This is a genomic window from Actinosynnema sp. ALI-1.44 (assembly GCF_001984155.1).
Classification (GTDB): Bacteria; Actinomycetota; Actinomycetes; order Mycobacteriales; family Pseudonocardiaceae; genus Kibdelosporangium.
Window position 1 is genome coordinate 64,471 of the sequence record NZ_MTQO01000045.1, and the last position, 23,287, is coordinate 87,757.

General features: G+C 67.7%; 25 protein-coding genes. 10 read left to right on the top strand and 15 right to left on the bottom strand.

Features of this window, described 5'->3' with window-relative positions:
• Positions 1-5 precede the first annotated feature (5 nt).
• The 3 genes from ALI144C_RS20865 (at position 6) to ALI144C_RS20875 (ending at position 1,977) form a co-directional block, all read left to right on the top strand.
• Entirely contained in the window at positions 6-1,199 is a 1,194-nt protein-coding gene (locus tag ALI144C_RS20865; protein ID WP_076988811.1) for an LCP family protein, read from the top strand.
• Positions 1,192-1,620, top strand: a complete 429-nt coding sequence (locus ALI144C_RS20870; protein WP_143230766.1) for a DUF6542 domain-containing protein — start codon at positions 1,192-1,194, stop codon at positions 1,618-1,620. Before ALI144C_RS20865 ends, ALI144C_RS20870 begins: the two co-directional genes overlap by 8 nt.
• Before the next feature lie 153 nt (positions 1,621-1,773).
• On the top strand, positions 1,774-1,977 hold the full coding sequence (locus ALI144C_RS20875) for a heavy-metal-associated domain-containing protein (protein ID WP_076988813.1): 204 nt from the start codon (positions 1,774-1,776) through the stop codon (positions 1,975-1,977).
• Here ALI144C_RS20875 and ALI144C_RS20880 read toward each other — a convergent pair.
• Complete coding sequence (locus tag ALI144C_RS20880) at positions 1,974-2,468, bottom strand: MarR family winged helix-turn-helix transcriptional regulator (protein ID WP_076988814.1); 495 nt, start codon at positions 2,466-2,468, stop codon at positions 1,974-1,976. The genes ALI144C_RS20875 and ALI144C_RS20880 overlap by 4 nt on opposite strands.
• Positions 2,469-2,538: 70 nt before the next feature.
• On the opposite strand from ALI144C_RS20880, the gene ALI144C_RS20885 reads away from it, so the two are divergent.
• Positions 2,539-3,711, top strand: a complete 1,173-nt coding sequence (locus ALI144C_RS20885) for an amidohydrolase family protein (protein ID WP_076988815.1) — start codon at positions 2,539-2,541, stop codon at positions 3,709-3,711.
• A gap of 372 nt (positions 3,712-4,083) precedes the next feature.
• Positions 4,084-4,323, top strand: a complete 240-nt coding sequence (locus tag ALI144C_RS54500; protein ID WP_143230767.1) for a hypothetical protein — start codon at positions 4,084-4,086, stop codon at positions 4,321-4,323.
• A 136-nt stretch (positions 4,324-4,459) separates the two neighbouring features.
• Here ALI144C_RS54500 and ALI144C_RS20890 read toward each other — a convergent pair whose 3' ends face one another.
• The 11 genes from ALI144C_RS20890 to ALI144C_RS20940 all read right to left on the bottom strand — a co-directional run bounded on the left by ALI144C_RS20890 (position 4,460) and on the right by ALI144C_RS20940 (position 13,804).
• A complete protein-coding gene (locus tag ALI144C_RS20890; RefSeq protein WP_076988816.1) occupies positions 4,460-5,608 on the bottom strand; it encodes an alkaline phosphatase family protein in 1,149 nt (382 codons plus the stop codon).
• A gap of 9 nt (positions 5,609-5,617) precedes the next feature.
• Positions 5,618-6,676, bottom strand: a complete 1,059-nt coding sequence (locus ALI144C_RS20895; RefSeq protein WP_193441209.1) for an ATP-dependent DNA ligase — start codon at positions 6,674-6,676, stop codon at positions 5,618-5,620.
• A gap of 22 nt (positions 6,677-6,698) precedes the next feature.
• Positions 6,699-7,868 carry an ABC transporter permease gene (locus ALI144C_RS20900; RefSeq protein ID WP_076989127.1) on the bottom strand — a complete coding sequence of 390 codons (1,170 nt, stop codon included), beginning with the start codon at positions 7,866-7,868 and terminating at the stop codon, positions 6,699-6,701.
• A complete protein-coding gene (locus ALI144C_RS20905) occupies positions 7,855-8,544 on the bottom strand; it encodes an ABC transporter ATP-binding protein (protein ID WP_076988817.1) in 690 nt (229 codons plus the stop codon). The genes ALI144C_RS20900 and ALI144C_RS20905 overlap by 14 nt, the downstream gene beginning before the upstream one ends.
• Positions 8,541-9,578 (bottom strand): peptidoglycan-binding protein, encoded by a 1,038-nt coding sequence (locus ALI144C_RS20910; RefSeq protein WP_076988818.1) that lies wholly within the window; start codon positions 9,576-9,578, stop codon positions 8,541-8,543. Before ALI144C_RS20910 ends, ALI144C_RS20905 begins: the two co-directional genes overlap by 4 nt.
• The gene (locus tag ALI144C_RS20915) at positions 9,575-10,126 is read right to left on the bottom strand and encodes a hypothetical protein (protein WP_083753239.1); all 552 of its coding nucleotides are present in this window, start codon (positions 10,124-10,126) and stop codon (positions 9,575-9,577) included. The genes ALI144C_RS20910 and ALI144C_RS20915 overlap by 4 nt, the downstream gene beginning before the upstream one ends.
• A gap of 24 nt (positions 10,127-10,150) precedes the next feature.
• Entirely contained in the window at positions 10,151-11,941 is a 1,791-nt protein-coding gene (locus ALI144C_RS20920; protein WP_076988819.1) for a sensor histidine kinase, read from the bottom strand.
• A complete protein-coding gene (locus ALI144C_RS20925; protein ID WP_076988820.1) occupies positions 11,931-12,620 on the bottom strand; it encodes a response regulator transcription factor in 690 nt (229 codons plus the stop codon). Before ALI144C_RS20925 ends, ALI144C_RS20920 begins: the two co-directional genes overlap by 11 nt.
• Before the next feature lie 82 nt (positions 12,621-12,702).
• On the bottom strand, positions 12,703-13,035 hold the full coding sequence (locus ALI144C_RS20930) for a fluoride efflux transporter FluC (protein ID WP_076989129.1): 333 nt from the start codon (positions 13,033-13,035) through the stop codon (positions 12,703-12,705).
• Positions 13,032-13,409 (bottom strand): fluoride efflux transporter FluC, encoded by a 378-nt coding sequence (locus ALI144C_RS20935; RefSeq protein WP_237774239.1) that lies wholly within the window; start codon positions 13,407-13,409, stop codon positions 13,032-13,034. The genes ALI144C_RS20930 and ALI144C_RS20935 overlap by 4 nt, the downstream gene beginning before the upstream one ends.
• Positions 13,410-13,429: 20 nt before the next feature.
• On the bottom strand, positions 13,430-13,804 hold the full coding sequence (locus tag ALI144C_RS20940; protein ID WP_076988821.1) for a VOC family protein: 375 nt from the start codon (positions 13,802-13,804) through the stop codon (positions 13,430-13,432).
• Between the two features lie 1,209 nt (positions 13,805-15,013).
• Here ALI144C_RS20940 and ALI144C_RS20945 point away from each other — a divergent pair.
• Complete coding sequence (locus ALI144C_RS20945; RefSeq protein ID WP_076988822.1) at positions 15,014-15,526, top strand: hypothetical protein; 513 nt, start codon at positions 15,014-15,016, stop codon at positions 15,524-15,526.
• Positions 15,527-15,571: 45 nt separating this feature from the next.
• On the opposite strand, the gene ALI144C_RS20950 is transcribed toward ALI144C_RS20945, so the two are convergent.
• A complete protein-coding gene (locus ALI144C_RS20950) occupies positions 15,572-17,098 on the bottom strand; it encodes an alpha/beta fold hydrolase (RefSeq protein ID WP_076988823.1) in 1,527 nt (508 codons plus the stop codon).
• Between the two features lie 149 nt (positions 17,099-17,247).
• A complete protein-coding gene (locus ALI144C_RS20955; protein ID WP_237774240.1) occupies positions 17,248-18,702 on the bottom strand; it encodes a cellulase family glycosylhydrolase in 1,455 nt (484 codons plus the stop codon).
• Positions 18,703-19,063: 361 nt separating this feature from the next.
• Between ALI144C_RS20955 and moaA the strand changes: the two genes are divergently transcribed.
• Both moaA and moaC read left to right on the top strand, forming a co-directional pair.
• Positions 19,064-20,095 (top strand): GTP 3',8-cyclase MoaA, encoded by a 1,032-nt coding sequence (gene moaA / locus ALI144C_RS20960; protein ID WP_076988825.1) that lies wholly within the window; start codon positions 19,064-19,066, stop codon positions 20,093-20,095.
• A 2-nt stretch (positions 20,096-20,097) separates the two neighbouring features.
• Positions 20,098-20,580 carry a cyclic pyranopterin monophosphate synthase MoaC gene (gene moaC, locus ALI144C_RS20965; protein ID WP_168211308.1) on the top strand — a complete coding sequence of 161 codons (483 nt, stop codon included), beginning with the start codon at positions 20,098-20,100 and terminating at the stop codon, positions 20,578-20,580.
• Here the strand turns inward: moaC and ALI144C_RS20970 are convergent.
• Positions 20,568-21,839 (bottom strand): MFS transporter, encoded by a 1,272-nt coding sequence (locus ALI144C_RS20970; RefSeq protein ID WP_076988827.1) that lies wholly within the window; start codon positions 21,837-21,839, stop codon positions 20,568-20,570. The genes moaC and ALI144C_RS20970 overlap by 13 nt on opposite strands.
• A 304-nt stretch (positions 21,840-22,143) precedes the next feature.
• Here ALI144C_RS20970 and ALI144C_RS20975 point away from each other — a divergent pair, with 304 nt between their 5' ends.
• On the top strand, positions 22,144-22,686 hold the full coding sequence (locus ALI144C_RS20975) for a DinB family protein (protein ID WP_076988828.1): 543 nt from the start codon (positions 22,144-22,146) through the stop codon (positions 22,684-22,686).
• Positions 22,687-22,853: 167 nt separating this feature from the next.
• Complete coding sequence (locus ALI144C_RS20980) at positions 22,854-23,258, top strand: DUF5313 family protein (RefSeq protein WP_076988829.1); 405 nt, start codon at positions 22,854-22,856, stop codon at positions 23,256-23,258.
• Positions 23,259-23,287 lie beyond the last annotated feature (29 nt).

A 23,287-nucleotide genomic window follows, 5' to 3' on the forward strand; every position in this document is an offset into this window, starting at 1 on the left:
GAACCATGAAGATCCTGTCGATCATCACCAAGGGACTGGTCGCCACCGTCTCGTTGGCCGTGCTCGCGGTGACCGCGGGTGGCTGGTGGACCTACCGGACCGCGACGGACAACCTGGCCACCGACGACGTGATCGTCCCGGACGCGCAACAGCCCAGCGCCAACGGTTCACCGTTGCCGTTGCGCCGTGAACCACGGGACACCACGATCCTGCTGGTCGGCCTGGACAGCCGGACGGACGACCAGGGCCGCCCGCTGCCGAAGGATCAGCTCGCCCAGCTCCAGGCGGGCAACGCCACCGGCGAGCAGAACACCGACACGATGATCGTGATCCACGTCCCGGCGGACCCGACCAAGAAGGCGTGGGGCATGTCGCTGCCCCGCGACTCCTATGTGGACATCGCGGGCGGGTTCGGCAGGCACAAGCTGAACTCGGCGTACGCGCGGGCGAAGGTGTCGGCCGCGAACAAGCTGCGCGGCCAGGGCAAGGACGCCGCCACGGTGAACCGCGAGGCCACCACGGAGGGCAGGCGCAACCTGATCGCCACCGTCAACAACCTGACCGGGCTGCGCGTCGACCACTACGCGGAGATCAACCTGCTCGGGTTCAGCGAGATCACCAACTCGGTCGGCGGCGTCCCGGTGTGCCTCAACGCGCCGGTGCACGACTTGTACTCAGGGGCGGACTTCCCCGCGGGCCAGCAGACTCTGCAGGGTGTCGACGCGCTGAAGTTCGTCCGCCAGCGGCACGGCCTGACCAACGGCGACCTCGACCGGGTGCGCCGCCAGCAGGCGTTCCTGGCGGGCCTGGCCAACCGGATGTTCAGCGCGGGCACGCTCACCGACCCGACCAGGATCACGGGGCTGGTCAACGCGCTGACCAAGACGGTGGTGCTGGACAAGGGCTGGGACCTGTTGTCGTTCGCGCAGCAGCTCGGTGGTCTGAGCGCGGGCAACATCCAGTTCGAGACCATCCCGACCGGCCGGATCAACCTGTCGACGCCGTCGGACGGCAGCGCGGTCGAGGTCAACCCCGACCAGGTCCGCCAGTTCGTGCAGGGCCTGCTCGACCCGCCGGTGCCGCCCGCCCGCGGGTCGCGGGAAACCCCCAACGCCAAGAAGATCGAGACGCAGGAGAAGGTGCAGAAGATTGCCAGTGTCGAGCCCATCAACGCCGGAGCGATCCCCTGTGTTGACTAGCCGTCGAGACGGGGACTCCGGCACAGGCACCGTCGACCAGCGATCGGCCCCGGTCGCGACCACCAGGCTCCCCCTCATCCCCGGGTGGCTGGCTGTGCTCGGGCCGGGCGCCGTCGCCATCGGCGGCCTGATGGCCGGGGGCCTGTTCTTCCCGTGGTCCATTGTGGTCGGCTGTGTGCTCGCCGCGGTGTTCGCCGAGCGGGCCGCGTTCTTCGCGGTGGCCGTGCAGCCGCCGCTGATCACCGCCATCGCGGTGGCGGGCGGGGTGTTCGTCGGCGGGCAGCCGCTGTTGTCCGGCGCCGCCCAGTTGGCCGAGACGTTCCCGTACCTGGGCGTGACCATCGTCGCCGTCCTCGTGGTCCTCGGCGTGCGCTGGTTCGCCACTGCCCGCCTGGAGAAACGCGCGCTGAGCGCCGTCTGACGGTCCACCCCGTTCCCCCAGAGCCAAGCCCGTCGCGTTCCAGCCGCGGCGGGCCTTCCTCATTCACGGGCAGTGATCGAGAGCACCTTGCTGACCCCGTACCCCCAAGGGGTATAAATCAGGGGAACACCCGACGACGGAGGGATCCCGGACATGTCTCAGTCGACCTACACCGTGCAGGGCATGACCTGCGGCCACTGCGTCAGCTCGGTCACCGAGGAGGTCGGCCAGATCGCGGGCGTCAGCAGCGTCGAGGTGGACCTGCCCACCGGCAAGGTTACCGTGACCAGCGAGAAGGACCTGGACGTCGACGACGTCCGCGCCGCCGTGACCGAGGCGGGTTACCAGCTGGTCTAGTCAGCCGTTTCGAGGGCCAGCAGCACGTCGCGCAACGCGTCGGCCGCGGCCCTCGCGGCGTCTTCGGGCACCTTGCCGAGCAACTGCCGTTGCGCCTCCGAGGTGGCCCGGACGGTCTCCTCCGCCATCTCGACGCCTTGGGGCGTCAGGTGAACCCACGAACTGCGCGCGTCCCCGTCGTCCGCCGCGCGGGAAATCAGCCCGGCCTCGGTCAGCCTGCGCAGCACGTTGCTCGTCCCGCCGGACGAAAGCCACAGCCTGGCCGCGAGTTCCGTCGGCTTGAGCCGGTACGGCTCGCCGCCCGCACGTAGCACCGCGAGCACGTCGAACTCCGCCTTGGTGAGCCTGAACCTGGTCAGCACGCGGCTCGCGGCCTCGTTGAGCCGCGCGTACAGGATTCCAGCCCGTTTGCCGAGCTCCACCTCGATCCCGACGACGCCGGGCAGTTGCCCCTGCCATGCCGCGAGCACGTCGTCGACCAGGTCACCCATGACCGAAGATTACCTTGCGCCCAGAAAGCTTTCCGGATAGCTTTTAGAAAAGCTTTCTACGGAGGTAGTTGTGAGCGTGGTGTTTAAACGCGGGTACGTCCTCGGGACCGGCATCGCCGACCTGGTCATCGAGAACGGCATCATCGCGGCGATCGGACGCGACCTGACCAGCAAACGCGCGATCAACGCGGCGGGCAAGCTGATCGCACCGGGATTCGTCGACACCCACCAGCACATGACACAGGCGCCCCTGCGCGGGTTCGGCGCCGACATGACCCTCGGCCACTACCTGACCGAGGTCGTGCACCACATCGGCGCGAGCCTGTCCACAGAGGACGTCCGAACCAGCGTGCGCCTGGCCGCGGCGGAAGCGATGAACGCCGGTGTGACCACGGTGCTGGACTGGAGCGGCGTGTCGGACCAGAAGCAGTCCGAGGTGGCCTTCGAGGCGCTGAACGAAACAGGCCTGCGCGTCGTGTTCGGCCACAGCAATCCCGACGCGATGCACCCGCAAGCCGGAGCGGTGGCGTCACTCGGACCGGACTACCTCTCGATCGACGACACCGCACGGCACATCGCAACAGCCCGAAACCTGGGCCTGATCACCTCGATGCACGTCGGAGGCCAGAAAGGCGGCGGGGTGAGACTGCTGCACGAAGCCGGACTGCTCGGCCCGGACCTGCACTTCGTGCACGGCAACCGCCTGGAGGACGACGAGTTCACAATGCTCGTCGACGCGGGCTCGACGCTGACGGTGACCCCGGTGACCGAACTGATGATGGGCCACGGCGCACTGGCCTACCGCCGCTTCGCCGAGGCGGGCGGAGAACCGGCGCTCGGCGTGGACGTCCAGATCAACAACGGCCCGGACATGTTCAGCGAAATGCTCAACTGCCTGACGCACGAACGCATCCACGGCGAACTCCCAGCACGGGACATGCTGCGGGCGGCGACCGTCAACGGCGCGAAGGCGATCGGCCTCGGCGACACCATCGGCTCACTGGAGGTCGGCAAGCGCGCCGACATCATCATGCTGACCGGCCTCGAGCACCTGTTCGACGAAGACCCGGCGGTACTGGAAGGTGCGGTGGCCACCAGCGTTGGTGTGCAGGACGTGCACACCGTGCTCATCGACGGCGTCCTGGTCAAGCACGAAGGCCACCTCGTCGACCACGATCTACGCGAACTGCGCGAACTCGTCGTGGAGATCGCCCACCGGACACTCGCTGCCGCCTCCCGCTGACCAGAACGGCAGCGCGACGTTCACCGGGTCTCTACGCCCACGCATCAAATCTCCGCGCCCCTGCACTTTCCCGGCGTCTTCCGGAGCACGAATTCGACACCAGGGTGTCGACCGCTGCCGCCATTGGAGTGAAGTTGTTGGCAAGTAGATGAGAGAACGACGAGGCCACAGCGGTCACCAATGACTGCAGAACCCGTCGGTGACCTGGGCTTATACCGACCCATGAAAATTTCGATCATTCGCATAGGCCGACAAACAGAGGCGCCGTCCCACCCGATCCGACCATTGCTTCATTCCGGAGTGTAGGTTTTGGGCTGGGGACGTGATAATCTGCGAATCCATCATGGGTTCAGTGGGCCTACAGTGTCTACCATGGTGCTCGACGTTCCCACTTCACTTGCCGCTCTCTTCGGTGGGTTGGCGCTGATCTTGATCATCACACTGTGGCGTGCACAGCCAACGGAACGCGCCGAGATCATCCGAGCCTTGGCTGAACTCCTGCGAGGAATCCGCCCTGGAACGGGGCAACCGCAGCCGAAGGAGACACAGAACCAAGATCCTCCAGCGCTTGATTCCAAAAGGAACAAGCGCGACTCACCGAAGGGAGGCTGACGGGTTCGGTCTCCACAGATCGAGGGCCTTGTCGGACCATATGCCGCGGGCGGGGCCGACCGTCGTTCGCTGTCACGCGATCCAAAAAGGACAGACAGGCGCGACCCACGCGGCATATCCATCGGCGCACCTGCGTTCAGCGGCCACCTGTGACAGTCAGCAGCGGGATCAGCTGGTCGGCGGGCGTGAGCGACCCGTGCTGGCCGGTCAACCCGGCCATCTTGGGTTCCGCTTTGGACCGGACGACCGCCGACTCGCCGCGTGCCGCCACCACGAGGTCCCCGATCCGGTGGCGCGCGTGGTCGGCCACCACGGGCCCGAACCACCCGGCCGCGATCGCCTCGTCCCTGGTCACCAGCCATGCCCGGTCACCGAGCAACTCGGCCCACGCGGCCCGCACATCCGCCAGCGCACCGGCCTCGGTGTACACGTGCCGGACCCGGGGCTCGCCGCCGAGCATTCGGACACCCGAGCGCAGCCGGGGCTCATCGTCGAAGTCCACCCGGTCGTCGACGGCCACCATGCCGTGGTCCGCCGTGACGACCAGCAGCCCGTCCGGCGGCAACTCCTCGGCGATCGTCGCGGCCAGTTGGTCGACCTGGCGCAACTGGAACCGCCACGCCGTGCTGCCCGGCCCGAACACGTGCCCGAGCAGGTCCAGTTCCGAGTGGTAGGCGTAGCAGAACACGCGGCCGGTGGCGTGCAACGCGTCCACGGCCCGCATCGCGAGATCACCGAGGCCGAAGACGCCGGCGAACTCGCCACCGCGGAAGGCCGCCCTGGTCAGGCCGGTTCCGTCGAATCCGCGTTGCGTCGCCACACGGACCAGCACACCGGCGTCGGTGGCGCGCTGGAACGCCGTGGTCACCGGCTGGAACTCCTCGGGCACGTACTTGTCCCGGAAGTCGACGCTCTTGCCGCCCGCGTGCAGACCCCAGCTCAACGCGTTGATCAGTTCGTCGTCCGACGCCGCGAACGAGTACCCGACGATGCCGTGCGCGCCCGCGGGCACGCCCGTGCCGATCGTGGTCAGGCTGGTCGCGGTCGTCGCCGGGAACCCCGCGGTGATCTCGTCGCCCGCCAGGCTGTTGAGGAACGGCGCGTCCTTCGGGTGCGCCCGCAGCTGTTCCCAGCCGAGGCCGTCGACCAGCAGCAGGCAGACCTTGCGCGCCTCGGGCAACGACAGGGTCGCGGTCATCCCCGGCACGCCGAGCCCCGCCATGATCGACGGAACGACGTCGGCCAGCGAGCCTGAACCGTACTTCGGCACCACGGGAGTCCCCATGATCCCAACCTAGCCGAACAGCAGACCCAGTTCAGCCGGGGCGACCTCGTCGAGCTGGGCGTACGTGCACGATTGCGGCGTCCGGTCGTGGCGGAACCGCACCAGTCGGCTGCCGTGCCGGAACCGTCTGCCCTGCACGTGCTCGTAACGCACCTCGGCCACCCATTCGGGCCGCAACGGCTCCCACGACAGGTCCTTGCCCACCGCCCATCGGCTGTACGCGCCGGGGATGCGTTGCTCGGCGTGGGCCTGCGCCCATTCACGCCACGGGTGCTCCGCCAGCGCGTTCTCACGAAGCGGCGCGAGCTCGGTCACCAGCTCACGGCGACGCGCCGCCGTGAAACTCGTGGCCACGCCGACGTGGTGCATCGTGCCCTTGTCGTCGAACAGGCCGAGCAACAGCGAGCCGACCGACTCGCCGTCCTTGTGCCAGCGGAAGCCCGCGACGACGCAGTCCGCCGTGCGCTCGTGCTTGACCTTCCACATCACGCGTTTGTCCGGCTCGTAGGGGTGGTCGACCGGTTTGGCCATCACCCCGTCGAACCCCGCGCCCTCGAACCGGGTGAACCAGTCCTGCGCGACGTCCGGATCCGTGGTCAACGGGGTCAGGTGCACACGTGCCAGCTTGTCGTCGAGCACGCTCTCCAGCAGACGGCGGCGCTCGCCGAACGGCTCGTCCATCAGCGAGCGGTCGTCCAGCGCCAGCAGGTCGAAGGCGACGAAACTCGCCGGTGTCTCGGCGGCCAGCTTGTTCACCCGTGACGCCGCCGGGTGCAGGCGCAGCTGCAACACCTCGAAGTCGAGGCCCGCGTCGGTCACGATGACGATCTCACCGTCCACTACGCACCGTCGCGGCAGGGCTTCGCGCAGCAACTCGACCAGTTCCGGGAAGTACCGGGTCAACGGCCGGTCGTTGCGCGAACCCAGCTCGATCTCGTCGCCGTCCCGGAACACCACGCACCGGAACCCGTCCCACTTCGGCTCGTAGCTCAGCCCCGGCGTGCGCGGCACTTCGTGCACGGCCTTGGCCAGCATCGGCTTCACCGGAGGCATCACGGGCAGGTCCACGTCTGCGACCCTAAAGCACTGATCAGGGCGACGCGAGCGCTTCGGTCGGGGTCAGCGCGGATGCCCGGACCGCCGGGTACATCCCGGCGAGCACCCCGACGACGACCGACGCCGTCAGCCCGCCGAGCACCGCCGCGCCGGGAATGACCAGCGGCCACCCCTGCAGGTGCGCGTACGCCGCCGTGCCCGCGACGCCCAGCGCCCCGCCCGCGATCCCGCCCAGTCCACACAGGACCACGGACTCGGTGAGGAACTGGCCGCGGATCTGCCCCTTGCTCGCGCCGATCGCACGGCGCAGACCGATTTCCCGTTTGCGCTCCAGCACCGAGATGACCATCGTGTTGGCCACGCCGATCCCGCCGACCACCAACGCGACCCCGGCGAGGCCCAGCAGCAGCGTGCCGAACGCGTTCTGGGTGATCCGCTTGGCGGCCAACGCGTCCGACGGCCGGTTGACCTGGACGAGCCCCGGCTGCTCGGGGTTCAGTGTCCTCGGCAGCACCTGGCGGACGTCGTCGATCGCCGCCTCGTCCGCCCGGACGTAGACGACCGTCGGCCTGCCGTCGAACGCGAGCTGGGCCCTGGCCGCGTCCCAGCCGATCAGCACGGACCGTTCGACCTCGGGGGCCAGCGGCATCGGGCCGAGCACGCCGATCACCGTGAACCACTTGTCCCCCAGCCTGATCCGCGGATTCCCGGACGCGCCGGTGATGCCGAGCCACGTGGCCGACTTGCTGCCGAGCACCACGGTCGGGAACCGTTCGGTCGCCCGGCTCAGGAACTGTCCCGAATGGACGGAACCGCCGAGCACGGACAGCAGGTCCGGGGTGGCGGCCAGGGTCGTGATGCCGGAGCCCTGGGTGGACACGTCGGTCCGGCGGACCTCGGCGTGCACGTTGGCCACCCCGCTCGCGGTGCGGACCGGGGCGATCCGGCGGGCCATGTCGACCGATCCCGGCGGCATCCCGGCTTGCTTGCCCGCGACCTGGTCCGGCACGGCCTGGGCGCGCAGCAGGTTCGGGCCCAGCGCGGCGAGTTCGTCCACCACGGCCCGCTGGCTGGACGCCGGGATGCCGATGACCACGAGCATGGTCGCGATGCCGATCGAGATCCCCAGCGCGGCGAGGACCGCGCGCGACGGCCTGGTCCGCAGTCGTGCGAACCCCAGCGACAGCAGGTCAAGCGGCGACATGGGCAGCTCCGCTGTCAGCTTGGATCCGGCCGTCACGGATCCGCACCACCCGTGGCATGCGCACGGCGATCTCCCGGTCGTGTGTGATCACGGCGATCGTGGTTCCGGCTAAGTGCAACTCGGTCAGCAGGTCCAGCACCGCGTGCCCGTTCGCGGTGTCCAGCGCACCTGTCGGTTCGTCCGCCAGCACCAGCGCGGGCCGGTTCACCAGGGCTCTCGCGATCGCGACGCGTTGCCGTTCGCCGCCGGAAAGCTGGTGCGGCAGATGCTTCGCCCGGTTCACCAAACCCACTCGTGCCAACGCATCCATAGCCGCCGGTCGCCTGTTGCGCCGGGGCACACCGGCGTACAGCAGGCCAGTCGCCACGTTGTCGGCCGCGGTCTGGCTGTCGTCGAGGTGGAACTGCTGGAAGACGAACCCGATCTGCTTGCCCCGCAACGCCGAAAGCCGACGATCGGACAGCGTGGTCACGTCCTGCCCCTCCAGTTCCACGGTTCCGGACGTCGGCGTGTCCAGCGTGCCCATCAGGTGCAGCAAGGTGGACTTGCCCGAGCCGGACGGGCCGACGATGGCCAGGAGCTCGCCGTGGCTGATCGTCAGGTCCACGTGATCGAGCGCGCGGACCCCGCCCGCGTAGTGCTTGCTCACGTCGTCCAGGCGCAGCACAGGCGTCACGACGCCGTCACCACCTTCGTGCCCTCGGCGATCCCGGCGCCGCTGACCTCGACCATCCCGTTGGCGAACATGCCGGTCTGCACGGCCACCAGCTTGCCGTCGGACACCGTCTGCAGCGCGTAACCGCCTTCCTTCAGCGCCAACAGAGCCGTGACGGGCACGGCCAGCACACCCGTCCTGGTCGCGCCCGCGAGTTTGATCGTGACCGAGCCATCCGCCTTGGCGACCGCGGTGGGGTCGTCCACTGTGATCGTGACCGCCACCTTGTCGCCACCGGGCGCCGAGTCCTTCGCGGTGGCCTTGGTGATGCCCGCGACCACACCGGTGGTCCTGCCGTCAGGCCACGAGATGTCCACTTTGGTACCGCTGGTGACGCCGGATGTGTCGTTCGGGCCCAGTGACAACGTCACGACCTTGGCATCCGAGGTGACACCGAGCAGCGGACCGTCGGCGGCCGTGCCCAGTTGGGCCGTGACCGTGCCGACACGGACCGGTGCGGGCAGGACGACGACGTCAGGCAGGTCCAGGATCCCGGTCTCGTCCACCTTCAGCGCCTTCTGCCACTTCCTGATCGCGGCCTGCGACGCGGCGGTGAACGTGTCCATCCTGCCTGCCGCCTGACCCAGGTATCCCATGGCGGCCAGGTTCTGGTTGACCACCTTGACGTCAGGCCCTTTGATCCCCGGCGCGTCGAGCTTGCGGTAGGTCGGCGTGTCCCCGACGAACAGCACCGCCGGCCGGTTATCCACTTTGTACAGGACGCCGCCGCGGCCGATCTTCGTCCCGGCGGCGGGCAGCCAGGTGACCGTACCGGGGACGCGCGACTTCACCGGCATCTCGTCACCGAAGCCCAGCGACCCGGTGAAGTCCTGGGACGACGACAGATCCGTGCGCACCACAGACGTGGTCTTGGCTTGCTCCGGCCCATCAGCCGTAGCTGTGGGTTGCTTGCCGCCCATCAGGGTCACGGTTACCACTCCGGCGGTCACGACGACCAGTGCGCCAACCGTGCCGACAACGGCCCTGCGCCTCACTTGTACCCGCCCGCAGCGACTTCCTGCTCACACTTCGACGTGAACTTGAGGCCCTTGTCGATCGAGTCCTGGTCGTTCTGCGGTCCGCCGAACGACGGGCCGACCATGCCGCTCTCCTCGTTCTTGTCGACCTCGACGAACTTGACGCCCTTGGCACGCAGGCACGACACCACACGCCGGTTGAAGTCGAACGCCTCCGGGTTGTTGATGTCGTTCTCCCAGGCGGGCAGGGGCAGCAGCGGATCGCAGGCCTTGGCCGCCGCGTCGAGCTTGTCCTTGGGCGGCTTGGGCACGGTGGGGTCACGCACCGCGATGCCGTGCTCGGACATGCATTTGCGATACGGGTCGTAGAGCGCTTTCTGTTCGTCGTCGGTCATGTCGATCCGGAACCGGGGCCGTTCCTGCGCCTGCCTGCCGGACACGGGCGGGCTCGTGTCGCTGGTCCGGACGGACGCGACTTGCGGCGGCACGGCCTCGGGCTGGGCGGAGCAGGCACCGACCGCGGCCGCGCCCAGCAGGACGGCGGTGATCGCGAGACGATGGTTCATGCCGACGAATCTGCCGGACGATCATCAGGAACCTGTCAGGAACTTGTCGTCCGCCGGTATTCGCAGGGTGAAAGTCGAGCCGTGGCCGAGTTCGCTGGCCGCGGTGGCCGTACCGCCGTGGGCCTCGGCCAGTTGCCGGACGATGGCCAGGCCGAGGCCGGAGCCGCCGGACTGCCGGGTTCGGGACTTCTCGGCACGCCAGAACCGGTCGAACACCTTCGACAGGTCCGCGGCGCCGATCCCGGTGCCCGTGTCGGTGACGTCGATGGTCACCCAGCCGTCGTCCTGGCGGCCCGTGATCGTGACGCAGCCGCCGGGCTCCGTGTGCCGCAACGCGTTCGTCACGAGATTGCCCACCGCTTGGCGCAGGCGTACCGGATCCGCGTCCAGTTCGGGATCACCGCGCACCTCGACAGTGAGCCGCACTCCCCCGCCGTGCTGCCGGTGCGCCGCGGCGACCTGGCCGAGCAGTTCGGCCAGGTGCACGCGTTCCTTGTGCAGCCGCAGCCTGCCCGCGTCGGCCATCGCCAGGTCCTGCAAGTCGTCCACGATGTGCTGCAGCATCAGCGCTTCCTCCATGAGCGACGACACGAGCGCCTGGTCGGGCCGGGTCACGCCGTCCTGTGCCGCTTCCAGCCAGCCGCGGATGTTGCTCAACGGCGTGCGTAGTTCGTGCGCGATGTCGCTGACCATCGCCTTGCGCTGGCCCTCAAGCCGTTCCCGGTTGTCGGCCATGTCGTTGAACGCCACCGCGAGTTCGGTGATCTCGTCGGATCCGGTCACCCGTACCCGTGCGGAGTCGTCGCCGTCCCGCATCCGCCGGGCCGCACCGGTCAACGCGCGCAAAGGCCGTACCAGGCGGGCACCGGCGAACACGGAGGCTGCCACCGTAACCAACAGCACGAGCGAGGCCACCCCGATGATCCGCCACCGGCTGGTCGCGGACAGGTCGAAACCAGCGGACGCCTGGCTCGGCGTGTTGACGAACAACAACGCGGCAGGCGCGACAAAGGGACGCAGTTGCTCACGCCGCGCGGTCGAGAAACAGTCCGTGACCACCCCGAGACGGTCATCTGTGATGCGCTCGGCACCCTCAGCGGGGGCGGTCGCGACCGGTCGCCCGTTCTGGTCGAGCACGGCGGTCACGGACGGCTGGCCTTTGCCCGCCAAGCAGGCATTGGTCAACTGCGTGAGGCCTGCCAGCGCTACCGTTTCCGTGGGCGTCGGGGCCGTCAGGTCGACACCGCTCGCACACGAACGCGCCCCAGCGATCGCACCGTCCGGCAGGCGGAGCACAGTCCGGCCACTGGGCAGTTCCTCGCTGGATCCGTAGCCGAACCGGACGCGCACACAGGAAAGCACTGTCCCGGTGGCGGATCTGAGCCTGCCCTGCTCGTCCGGAGTGAGCTTGAACGGCCCCACCGCGCGCGCATCGACGCGGTCACCGGGCTGTCCGGCGGACAGCACAGGGTCGACGGCGAGCGGATCGACCACAGCGTTCGGCTTGTCCGGCAACGGCTGCCCGCCGACGAGCACCGCACGGTCCGAAGTGGCCAGTGCGATCAGCCTGCCGGTCTGGTCGCCGAGCGCCCGGACCACCGGTTCGACACCCGACCAGTCCTTGTGGGTCGCGGCGTAGCCGACCAAGGTGTCGTAGATCCTGGCGTCGTCGGCCAGCGCTTGCCCCTGTGCTTGTTTGATCGCCACCGTGGTGGTCTGCGCCGCGAGCCACGCCGTTGCCGCGATGGCGCACAAGGCCACCACGATCGACACCACCAGCAGCCGGACAAGCAGGCTGCGTCGCTTAGCTGCCATCGGTCAGCTTGTAGCCGACGCCGTAGACCGTCATCAGACGAGTCGGCCTGCGCGGGTTGGGCTCGATCTTCTTGCGCAGGTTCATCACGTGCACATCGATGGTCCGCGTGGTGATGAACTTGTCGAAGCCGTGCAGGTGCTCCAGCAGTTGCGCACGGGTGAACACGCGCTCGGGCTGCGCGGCCAGCGTGGCCATCAGCCGGAACTCCCCCGGTGTGCACGGGATCACCGCGCCGTCGCTGACCAGTTCGTGGCGGTCTGGATCGACCACCAGGGCACCGACCCGCAACACGCGGTCCTCCTCGGCGCGTTTCGGTGCGGTCCGGCGCAACAAGGTGCGCACCCGCGCCATCAGCTCCCGTGGGCTGAACGGCTTGGTGACGTAGTCGTCGGCGCCGAGGTCGAGCCCGAGCAGCAGATCGTCCTCCGTGGAACGCGCGGTCAGCATCAGCACCGGCACGTCGGACTCGCGCCGCAGGATCCGGCAGACGTCCAGACCATCCACCCCGGGCAGCATCACGTCGAGGACCAGCAGGTCCGGCCGCTGTTCACGGACCTCGTCGAGCGCGCACCGGCCGTCGTGCACGACCGTGACGGTGTGGTGCTCCCGTTCGAGGTACCGGCGCACCAGCTCAGCCTGCTTGTGGTCGTCCTCGGCCAGCACGACGTGAGCACACATGAGCCCGATGATAAGGCGAAACAGGCGGCAGACCGGTGACCATGACAAGACGCTGACAATCCACTCCGGACCAGAGCCTGTGTCAAAGCCCCTTGGCGATCGCCAGCCCGAGCCCGGCCGCCGCGAGACCGACGACGACGCTGAGCCCGACGTTCAGCGCGGCGGCCCGGTACTCCTTGCGCTCCACGAGCTGAAGTGTTTCGTAGCCGAACGTGCTGTACGTCGTGAGCGCACCGCAGAACCCGGTACCGACCAGCGCGTGGACCCCGCCGGCAGCTCCGGCGACCAGGCCGAGCAGGAAACTCCCGGCGACGTTGACCACGAACGTGCCCCACGGGCTGCGCACCGCGCGGCTGACCAGGTAGCGCACCGGCGCGCCGACCATCGCGCCGAGAACCACGAAGAGCGCTGTCACGCGCGCCTCGCCAGCCGCCGGACCAGCCACACCCCGGCGGCCACCGCCAAGAGGGCCGCGACGAGCGTCCCGACCAGGTAGGCGCCGGCCAGCCACGGTGACACCGGCAGCAACTGGTCCGTCTCGACGGCGTACGTCGAGAACGTGGTGAACCCGCCGAGCACGCCGACGCCGAGGAACGGCCGCACGAGCCGGTGCGCCCGGATCGTCTCGGTCACCAGCACCATCAGCACACCGATCAGGAAACACCCGAGCACGTTGATCCCGAACGTGCCCCACGGCGTCGGCGCGACGAGACCGACCAGGTACCGCACGAGCGCGCCGAACCCGCCACCGATCGACACGACCGCGATGATCGGGAGCTCGGAGCGCACACGGACACCCTACGCAGGTGTCAGGCGTACGGCGCGGTGATGATCTCCATGTTGTGGCCGTCCGGGTCGTCGAAGTACACGCCACGACCGCCGTACAGGTGGTTGATCTCGTTCGGCTTGTCGTGGTGCGGATCGGCCCAGTACTGGATGCCCGCTGCCTTGATCCGGTCGAAGGAGGCGTCGAACTCCTCGTCGGTGACGAGGAACGCGCAGTGGTGCGACTGGAAGTCGCGTGTGTCGTCGACGTAGTCGAGGGTGACGCCGTTGGAGACGACGACGGGGTAGAACGGACCCCACTGGGCACCGGCTTCGATGCCCAGGATGTCGGCGATGAACTGGGCGGAGGCCTTGGCGTCCTTCGCCGGAACGACGATGTGGTTCAGTTCGATGGCCATGTCGCCGACGGTAGTCCCGGTGGCGATGGGCCGTCAAAACCCCGGCCGGGCAACCGGCGGAGTTCGTCAGGTCGGCTACATTGTCCACTGTGTACACCAACTCCCGCTGGTGAACCGATATGCTCGCGGTACAGCCGTTTCGCAGTCACGCAGATCGACCAACCGGAGCGCCTGAAGGCGCTGAACACTGCGCGGCGGAACAGGTTTCACCTGCCCCAACCGCGCGACAGTAGGTCGCCGCACCGAAGATCCCATCGTCAAATTTAGTTGTCCACAACTGACCAGTACCCTTTTGACCAGCCCCTACCCCCGATAGACTGGAGCAGGGACGCCCCCCGGGTTGGGTGGGGGACTGTTTATAGGTGGGACAGGGCTTCGTCGCAGTCGCGTTGCTCGTGCTTGGAAGTCTTTGTTGGTTGTGTTTCCCGGCCCAGGCCTGTGGTGTGGTCTGCGGGGCACGGTGACGGTCATGCCGCGGTGTCCCCCGGGTGAAAAGAAGGCCCTCGCCGGGAGCAGACCTCGGGGCAAAAGGTTCCTGGGGGGCGTTTCTCCCGACGCATGCTTTCATGACCCGGGGTTTCAGGGCGCGGGCGCCTCCTGCCCCGTCGACCTGCCCCAGGGAACCACGGACTATCAAGAGGATCGGTATGGCTGTCGCCGGGGCTCTTTGGGCAGGCCGACCTCTTGACAGCCCATGGTTGGCTTCGCCCAGGCCGACGGGCAGGAGACACCCCCGAAGCCCCACTCTGCGCTAGCGCGCGCAGCTTGTATGGCCAAGTTCGCGCTGGCGCGCGGCCTGATGTGGGCTGCGGACGGTCACAAGTCGGCGCGTCTTTTAAGCCGCGCTTACTTGGGCTGGGATACAGGCTCCGCCCTTACAGCCGCGACCACGAAAGTGTTCAGCTGATATGTGGCTCCGCACCGTCCAGGGCCGTACCAAGTGGACGGGGTAGCACCCCGCGTCCATCAGTGCCACCGGCGAGTGGAGGTTGTACCGGGTGTCGGTGACTCGGCAGTTGGTATCTCGTCGCCGCTTGGATGCGTTCGATTGCACCGAGCTCTCCGCTGCGGACGATCGCCGGGCGGAGCATGTCACGGATCACTCCGTGCTCGAATGGAGTAGGTCTTCCGGCACTACCGGCCAGTAGTCCGCGGTGGCTGAATAGTGCGTCGGCCCATTGACAATAAGGACACATCGGAGGAACTCCCGTGGCAGCGACCGCACTGGCCGCACTCAGGACGTCCGAACAAGCTCAGGTACTGACCAACCTGCTGCGGACCCACCCGGAACTGGCGCCTGAAGCCGAGTGGCACGCGACGACTTTGCTGTCGGCCCCATCCTGCGAACAGGTGAGCACCGCACTGGCCGAAACGCTCACCGCCTACGAATTCACCGACATGGACGAACCCGACGTCGGCATCTGCGACCCGGACGACGCCTGCGCCTTCCTGGTGGACAAGGCGGTCGACCCCTACCTCAGCGAGATCCAGCGACGAGCGTCCCTTGGCCTGACCAACGCCGCGCACAGCATCGCCACCGGCGTGTTGATGAGCCTGTACGGCCTGCGCGAATACGAACACTGCACCGAGCACGTCCTCGGCAGCGCAGGCGACCTGGTCGACTACGCGCGCCGGGTGACCATCCTGCTCGAGCAGCTCGACATCCCCTTGCCGCCCCAGAACCTCGACGCGGCCTGTCCCACCTGGCCACTGTCCAGCTAGGCCATGTGGGTGGCCGGGCCAACCGCCCGGCCACCGGCTGGTCGTCTAGCGCAGCCACCCCGGCACGCCGGGGCGTGGGCCCACGGGCAGCGGGCGCGTCGGGTAGGTGGCCTGTGCCGCCGGGTCAGCGGGTTCGACGGCCTCACAACGACGCACGGTCGGGACCTTTGTGGATATCAGGTACTGGTCGACGGGAGCGGTGGTGCACTCGCTGCGCCCGTAGACGCCGTGCCCCCAGCCTTCGTAGGTCATCAGCTCGGTCGTGTTCTTCGACTGCTTGTGTGCGTTGACCGCCCACGCGTACGGCGTCGCCGGGTCGTACAGCGCGTTGAGCATGTAGATCTTCGGCGCGTTGTCGATGTCCAACCGGCGCTGCGGGTTGGTGACCACCTTCTCCAGGCCGAGGCATCCGGTGACGGCGATGTGCCCGAGCACTCCGCCACGCATGTCCGGTGCGATCTTGTTCTCGGCCGTCTCGAGCGCCTTGTACTCCGTGAAGGAGCGGATCGGCATGGCGTAGTCGGCGCAGAACGCCGCCTGGAACACGTCGTTGACCTGTTCGTCCTTCGCGGCGGGCGACGACGGGCGGGAGTTCACGCCGCTGTCGAGCTGGACGAGGTAGTCGGTCAGCTGCTTCCACGCCGGACCGTAGAACGCGCCGAACGCCGCCCCGATCACGTCACGCGCCGTCAGGCCGTCCGGCAGCTCGCCGCGGTCGGCCTTGGCGAGCAGGTTGTGCCAGAAAGCCCGGACGTCTTTGCCGTGCAACGCGCACGAGGTGCTCCGGCCGCACCACTTCACCCATTCGTCGAACGAGCTCTGCGCCGAGCTCGCTTCGGTGAGGGCGAACGGCCATGGCCCGAGGCTGTGGTCCATGTTGCTGTCGATGACCATCGTGCGGATCTTGTCGCCGTACCGCTCGGCGTACTGCTGGCCCATCAGGGTGCCGTACGAGACACCGTAGTAGTTGATCTTCTTCTCGCCGAGCGCCCGCCGGATCGCGTCCATGTCCTGGATCGTCGAGTCGTTGCCCGCGTGATCGGCGATGGGGCCACTGCGCTTGCGGCAGTCCTCACGCAGTGTGCGGTTGTACTTGATCAGCGCGTCGAACTCGGCCTGGTTGGCCGGCCGGTTGGTCGGCGCGTTGCTCAGCAGGTCCACGGAGCACATCACCGGCTGGCTGCGGGACACGCCGCGCGGATCGAACCCGACGATGTCGAACCGGGCCTTCACGTCCTTGCTGAAGTAGTCGGCCTGCCCCGGGCTCGTCACGAAGTCGACCCCCGAGCCACCGGGGCCGCCGGGGTCGACCAGCAGGGTGCCCAGTCGTTTCGCCGGGTCACCGGCCTTGCGGCGGGCGAGAGCGAGGTCGAACGTGGCCCCACCGGGTTCGCGGTAGTCGATCGGCAGCTTCAGGCTGCCGCAGTCGAGCGCCGCGTCATCCGGGCACGGCTGCCAGTCGATTGTGGACGGCGGGCGGGCGCCCGGGTCCGCCTGGGCACTCGTCACCCCGGCCCCGAGCAGGGCGGCACTGGCCAGTGTCACCCCGAACGCACGCGTGAGCGGTCGCAAAGGTCCTCCCAACCTCGTCGTCAGGAGTCCGACCTTGCCACAAACGCGTCCGGCCCGGCGCCAGGAAGATCGCCCCCGGGGCATGCGGCCGGGCCCTCTGACGTGGGTGGCACGTGAGAGGACCCGACCGGCCCATCAGGGAAACGTGGCTAGAAGTTGTCTGGTGTGCGAATGCGGTCACGCACCCACACACCAGCGGGCTTGAGCACGCCGGTACCGGTGAAGCTGGTGCCGGAGCACGTGCCGGGCTTGAAGACCGCGCCGGACCGCGAGTCGTCGGAGAAGTTCCAGTTCGTCCAGCCGATCTTCTTCTGCGCCATCAGGTCGATGTACCGCTGCGACATGGAGAAGTCGTTGCCGCCGTCACCGCTGGACGTCTGCGTGCCGAACTCGGTGACGAAGACCGGGACGCGGTCGGCGATGCGGGACAACGCGTTGTAGTAGTTGTCCTTGTGCGACGCCGCGTAGAAGTGGAACGTGTACATGAAGTTGCTGGCGTTGATCGGGTTGTTGAACACCTCGGTCTCGCTCTTGCCGTCCGAGATGCCGAACGTCGACCAGCCGTGCGTGCCGACGAACACGACACCGTCCGGGTCCTGGGCGCGGATCACCGGGATCAGTTCCTCGGCGTAGCGCTTGACTCCCGCCCAGCTGACGCCGTTGGGCTCGTTGGCGATGTCGTAGATGATGTTCTTCTTGTTCTTGTGCCGCTGGGCGATCTCGGTGAAGAACGTCTTGGCGCGCGCGGTGTTGTAGTTCGGGTCACCCGGGGTCAGCTGGTGCCAGTCCACCAGTGCGTACATGCCGCGCTTGGTGGCTTCCTCGATGTAGCCGTGCACCATGTCGGTGAACTTGCGCGGGTTGCTCTCGTAGCCGCCTTCCTGGATGTACATCGAGATCCGGAAGATGTCGGCTTTCCAGTCGTTGGCCAGCGCGTCGAGCGACTGCGACTTGACGCACTGCGAGTACCACTGGATCCCGTGCGTGCTCATGCCCCGCAACTGGATCGGCTGGTTGCGCTCGTTGCAGAGCTTGGTGCCGCACACGTGCAACTGACCGTTGATGGCGACCGGCGTGTCACCCGGGCCGGGTGGCGGGTCCTCACCGGCGACGTCCACAGTGAGCGAGTCGGCGTTCGGGCCGCCGTTCGACGTGGTCGCCGTGGTGCGGATCCTGTTCGCACCAGCGGCGAGTGTCACGTTCGTGGTGACCGTCTGCCAGGTGGTCCACGCGCCGGTGCCGGGGAACGACAGGCCGGACACCACCGGGGTGCCGTTGACCGTGACGTCGACCGGGCGGTTGGCCGTGGTCCCGTTGGCGAACCGGAAGACCAGGGAGTGGTTGCCCGCCGAGGCGGCGTTGACGGTGTACTCGACGTAGCTGCCGGTGAAGTTGTCGAAGTTGACGAACCCGGATCCGGTGTAGCCGGTGTGGTTGGACTCGACCACACCCTGCGAGATCGTCGCGTTCTCGGACTGGTACGTCACTGGGGCAGCGGACGCGGACTGCGGAATGGTGAACACGGCTACGGCGATCGCTGACGAGATCAGCGCGGGACTGAGCGTCACGCCGATCATCCGGGCGACCCATCTCGAACGTGCCACTGGTGCCTCCTGCAGGGGTCGGGGGCGGCGGCTTCTTGAGGGTGTGCTCGTCTATTGGATAGGAAACTTTCCTAACAGATAGGCGAATCACACCACTTGTCCGATACCGATGTCAATTGGCAACCGAGCAGGCCGGATCTTCCCTATTTGGCAGCGCGCCGCCCGCGACAGCGACACGCTCGGGCGGTTCACATATCTGAACGTGCGCACGTCGGTCGCCGGGAAACGCACCTATTTCGCTCCTTCCATCATCCGGAATTCTGGGCAATCGGTGACGCTGGAGGTGCGGACGGTCAGCGAAGCGTTCGTGCCGTCCGCCACGACCGCTCGTATCACGCGGTCACCGGCATAGAGTGTCAGTGTGGAGGGCATTCCAGTCGATGTATTCGGCCGCCCGATGGGCGCTTTGCGGATATCACTCACCGACAGGTGCAACCTGCGGTGCCGGTACTGCATGCCGGAGGAGGAGTACGCCTGGCTGCCCCGTGAGCACCTGCTGACCTTCGAGGAGATCGAGCGCCTCACGGAGGCGTTCGTCTCCCTCGGCGTCGACAAGGTCCGGCTGACCGGGGGCGAGCCGCTGCTGCGGCGTGGCCTGCCGGAGCTGGTGCGACGGCTGTCCGGCCTGCCGGGTGTCAAGGACCTGGCGATGACCACCAACGGCGTGCTGCTGGCCCGGCACGCCGAACAGCTTCGTGAAGCCGGGCTTCACAGGCTCACCATCAGCCTCGACACGCTGCGGCCCGCGCGGTTCGCCGAACTGACCAGGCGCGGCACCTACCCCGACGTGCTGGCCGGGATCGACGCGGCGACGGCGACCGGGCTGACCGACCTGAAGATCGACACCGTCGTCATGCGCGGGTTCAACGACGACGAACTGGCCGACCTGGTCGAGTTCGGCCGGACCAAGTCGGCCGAGGTCAGGTTCATCGAGTACATGGACGTCGGCGGCGCGACCGGGTGGACACCGGAGAAGGTCTTCTCCCGCGCGGAGATACTGGAAACCCTGACCCGCGAATACGGCCGGATCGAGGAACTGCGCAAAACGGATGTGGCCCCGGCCGACCGTTTCCTGCTCCCGGACGGAACGGTTTTCGGAATCATCTCGTCGACCACCCAGCCCTTCTGCGCGACCTGCGACCGCAGCAGGCTGACCGCCGACGGGATGTGGCTGCGCTGCCTGTACGCGATGACCGGCACGGACCTGCGGGAACCGTTGCGCGCGGGCGCGTCGCTGGACGAGTTGCGCGACCTGATCACCGGCGTCTGGCAGCAGCGGCGCGACCGCGGCGCGGTCGAACGGGTCGGCCAGCGCGAGCGCGGGAAGGTCTTCGTGAGCCTGGAGACCCTGAAACGCGACCCCCATCTGGAAATGCACACCCGCGGAGGATGAGAATGCCGGAAAGCCTGACCCACCTCGACGCGGCAGGCCGGGCACGCATGGTCGACGTGGGCGGGAAACCCGTGACGCACCGGGTCGCGGTCGCCTCCGGAACCGTGTCGATGAAACCGGAGACGCTCGACTTGATCACGTCGGGCGGGATCGCCAAGGGTGACGTCCTCGCGGCGGCCCGGATCGCCGGGATCATGGCCGCGAAGAAGACCGGCGAACTGATCCCGTTGTGCCACCCGCTCGGCCTCGACAGCGTCTCGGTCATGCTCGAACCGGCCGGGCCCGGTGTTCTCGGCATCACCGCGACCGCGTCTGTCACCGGGAAGACAGGCGTGGAAATGGAAGCACTCACCGCGGTGAGTGTGGCCGCCCTGACGGTCTACGACATGTGCAAGGCGGTCGACCGGGAAATGGTCGTCGGCGACATCCGGCTCGAGGCGAAATCCGGTGGCCGCAGCGGCGACTACCGGCGTCAACCCTCCTGACCGACTCGTTCGGACTTCGTCGGGGACAGCACCTGCGGCAGACGCGGCAACGGGATCGTGGGCTCCGGCGGCGGCACGCTCGCGACCATCGTGTCCGGTACGGGCACCGGCTCCGGTTGTGGCGCGATCACGACCGGCCTGGCTGCCCGAACACCGCACCAGAGTTGTCCGCAAAGGACGACAAGGGCCATCACCAGCGGCGCCGTCCAGCCGTTGGTGATGCTGTGCACCAGGCCGCACGCCACCGCTCCGACGCCCGCGATGAAATAGCCGAGCCCTTGCACCATCCCGGACAACGCCGTGGTCACGTCGGCGTTCCCGGCCGCGCGCACGGAAATCGTCGTCAGGGCCATCGCCAGGCCGCCCATGCCGATGCCGAGGCCGATCGACCACACCCACGGCAGGAACGCGGGCGCGACAAGCAATCCGACCAGCCCAACGGCGTTGACGGCGACAAGCAGGAAGACAAGCGCCCATTGCCGGCGCCATTTGTGCACACAGAACGGCACCAGCCACATCATCGGCAGACCCATCGCCATGGACACCGCGAGGCAGAAACCCGCCGTCGACGCGGGCACCCCGGCGTCCCGCAGGATCACCGGCAACCAGCCCATCACGACGAAGGTCAAGGTGGACACCAGTCCGAAGTAGATCGTCAGATGCCACGCCACCTTCGAGTGAAAGAGCTTGCGCGGGCTCAGTGCGCTGTGCACGAAAACCATGCTCGACCTCGGCGAGCTCTGCCAGACGTGCACCGTGACCGCCGCGAGCAAAGCCCAGCACGCCAGCGCGAACTGCCACGAGAACGCGGCGACCAATGTGGGCGTGGCCAGCGCGCCGATCGTGCTGCCGGTTCCCAGCGCGAGCGTGTAACTGGCTCTCGTTGTCGACGACGCCGGCTGCACGAGCACAGGCAGGACCGTGCCGATCACCGCGATCGCCAGACAGGCGAGCAACGTCCCGGCCAGCAACAGTTCCGGCCCACCCTGGACCCTGATGATCAGCGAGACGCCGAGGATGATGAGCGCACACGTGACCGCGCGGTGAATACCGGCGCGCGCCCGCAACCACGGCGTACCCCACCCACCGATTCCACTGGCCCACAAAGGCAATGCCACCAGGACCGCACCGACCGCCACGGTCATTCCCGGTGCCGCCGACACGTCTTCGAGCGCGGCGCCGAGGCTGGTCACGGCTGGTCGGAGGTTCAACGCGAGCATGAAGACGACCGCGGTGCTGACAGGTGCCGCCTGCTTCATCGCGTCCCCCTTTCGACGTTGGGGTGTGCGCGACCGCGGGCCGTCAATGGAGCAGGGCAGACGGCCCGTGGCCTGCGAATGAGAAAAGGAGGATCCGCGCTACGCGGGAGACTGACCTATTTCGGGATGGTCATGCAATGACGGGATCGACGCTCCACAACCCAGACTCTTCATACGAGCCTCCCTCTGGGCGCACACGGCGGGCTCCTCGCGAACCGCACCGGCGACGACCGTCCTACAAAAAGAGTCGCTCTTGTTCGCGAGGCGGTCAATCGCCCTTTTGGGCGTGTGGCAGACTATCCCGATGGCGAACACCAGTTCGAAAGAAACCGTTGAAGTGCGAGAACGTTCCTGGCCGGAACAGGACGCCGTGGACGAACTGCGGCTACTCTCCGAGTTCCTGACTTTCCTGCGGCTCACCGCGGTGAACAAGGTCGCCGGATTGGACCGGTCCAAGGCGGTCGCCACACCGTGGCCGACGTCGCCGAACATGAGCGTCCTCGGCGTGATCCAGCACTTGACGGCGGTGGAACGCTGGTGGATCTCGAAAGTGGGCGGCGGTGCGGACCTGCCGACGCTGTGGTGGGACGACGCCGAACCGGACACGGATTTCAAGATCCCGGCCGACGCCACTCCGGCAACGGTGATCGCGGCATATGAAGCGGAATGGGCGCGATCCGAAGCAGCGCTCGCCGGAATGCGACCGTCCGACAAAGCGAAACTGAAGTTCCGCGATCAGGACCGCACGGTTCGCTGGATATTGACGCACGTGATCCAGGAGACCGCGCGGCACGTCGGGCACCTGGACGTCCTGCGCGAGTTCGCCGACGGCCAACGCGGCGAATAATGAAGCCGTGATCATCGCGCCCAGCCCACGAGTGGCGTTCCCGGTGAGCCCGTCGCGCGCCACGGAGTCATCAACGTCACTCGCTCGCATGCTGGCTGCGTACGAGCAGAGACCACAGCGCACACTTGACGTGGCGGGCGTGTGCATCCGGACAGGAGTGGTACCCCATGAGCGTGAATCGGCCGAATCCTGCGCAGTGGCTGTGGTACGCGGTAGGCGGCAAACTGCCGGACCGCTACCGCGAGTGGGTGCTGCACGACGCGACCGTGCCGACCTGGCTGTTCCGGCACGTGCTCCGCCGCCTGGTGGTGATCGTGCCGATCCTGGCGGTGCTGTACCTGGTGCTGCGGGTGTGGCTGGGCTTCGACCTGATGATCGTGCTGATCGGCCTCGGCCTGGGCGTCTACGCGGGGCTGTACTACTCCCTGATCTTCTGCACGCACAGCGTGGACAGCCGCGTGACCCGCCACGGGTATCCGGACCAGTACGCCTCACAAGTACGGAAAGCCCTGAAGGAAGCGGAGCGCGAGCGCTACAACGCAACCTGGCGCAACGGGGACGCCACCTCCTGACCGAGCCACGTGGACACCCGAAAGATCAT

Excerpts from the sequence above, each read along its gene's own strand:
- ALI144C_RS20925 (WP_076988820.1), bottom strand. The coding sequence starts at position 12,620 with ATGTGTGCTCACGTCGTGCTGGCCGAGGACGACCACAAGCAGGCTGAG.
- ALI144C_RS20875 (WP_076988813.1), top strand. The coding sequence starts at position 1,774 with ATGTCTCAGTCGACCTACACCGTGCAGGGCATGACCTGCGGCCACTGC.
- ALI144C_RS20920 (WP_076988819.1), bottom strand. The coding sequence starts at position 11,941 with ATGGCAGCTAAGCGACGCAGCCTGCTTGTCCGGCTGCTGGTGGTGTCG.
- ALI144C_RS20975 (WP_076988828.1), top strand. The coding sequence starts at position 22,144 with ATGGCGAACACCAGTTCGAAAGAAACCGTTGAAGTGCGAGAACGTTCC.
- ALI144C_RS54500 (WP_143230767.1), top strand. The coding sequence starts at position 4,084 with ATGGTGCTCGACGTTCCCACTTCACTTGCCGCTCTCTTCGGTGGGTTG.
- ALI144C_RS20980 (WP_076988829.1), top strand. The coding sequence starts at position 22,854 with ATGAGCGTGAATCGGCCGAATCCTGCGCAGTGGCTGTGGTACGCGGTA.
- ALI144C_RS20900 (WP_076989127.1), bottom strand. The coding sequence starts at position 7,868 with ATGTCGCCGCTTGACCTGCTGTCGCTGGGGTTCGCACGACTGCGGACC.
- ALI144C_RS20890 (WP_076988816.1), bottom strand. The coding sequence starts at position 5,608 with ATGGGGACTCCCGTGGTGCCGAAGTACGGTTCAGGCTCGCTGGCCGAC.
- ALI144C_RS20865 (WP_076988811.1), top strand. The coding sequence starts at position 6 with ATGAAGATCCTGTCGATCATCACCAAGGGACTGGTCGCCACCGTCTCG.
- ALI144C_RS20880 (WP_076988814.1), bottom strand. The coding sequence starts at position 2,468 with ATGGGTGACCTGGTCGACGACGTGCTCGCGGCATGGCAGGGGCAACTG.
- ALI144C_RS20970 (WP_076988827.1), bottom strand. The coding sequence starts at position 21,839 with ATGAAGCAGGCGGCACCTGTCAGCACCGCGGTCGTCTTCATGCTCGCG.
- ALI144C_RS20940 (WP_076988821.1), bottom strand. The coding sequence starts at position 13,804 with ATGGCCATCGAACTGAACCACATCGTCGTTCCGGCGAAGGACGCCAAG.
- ALI144C_RS20915 (WP_083753239.1), bottom strand. The coding sequence starts at position 10,126 with ATGAACCATCGTCTCGCGATCACCGCCGTCCTGCTGGGCGCGGCCGCG.
- moaC (WP_168211308.1), top strand. The coding sequence starts at position 20,098 with ATGCCGGAAAGCCTGACCCACCTCGACGCGGCAGGCCGGGCACGCATG.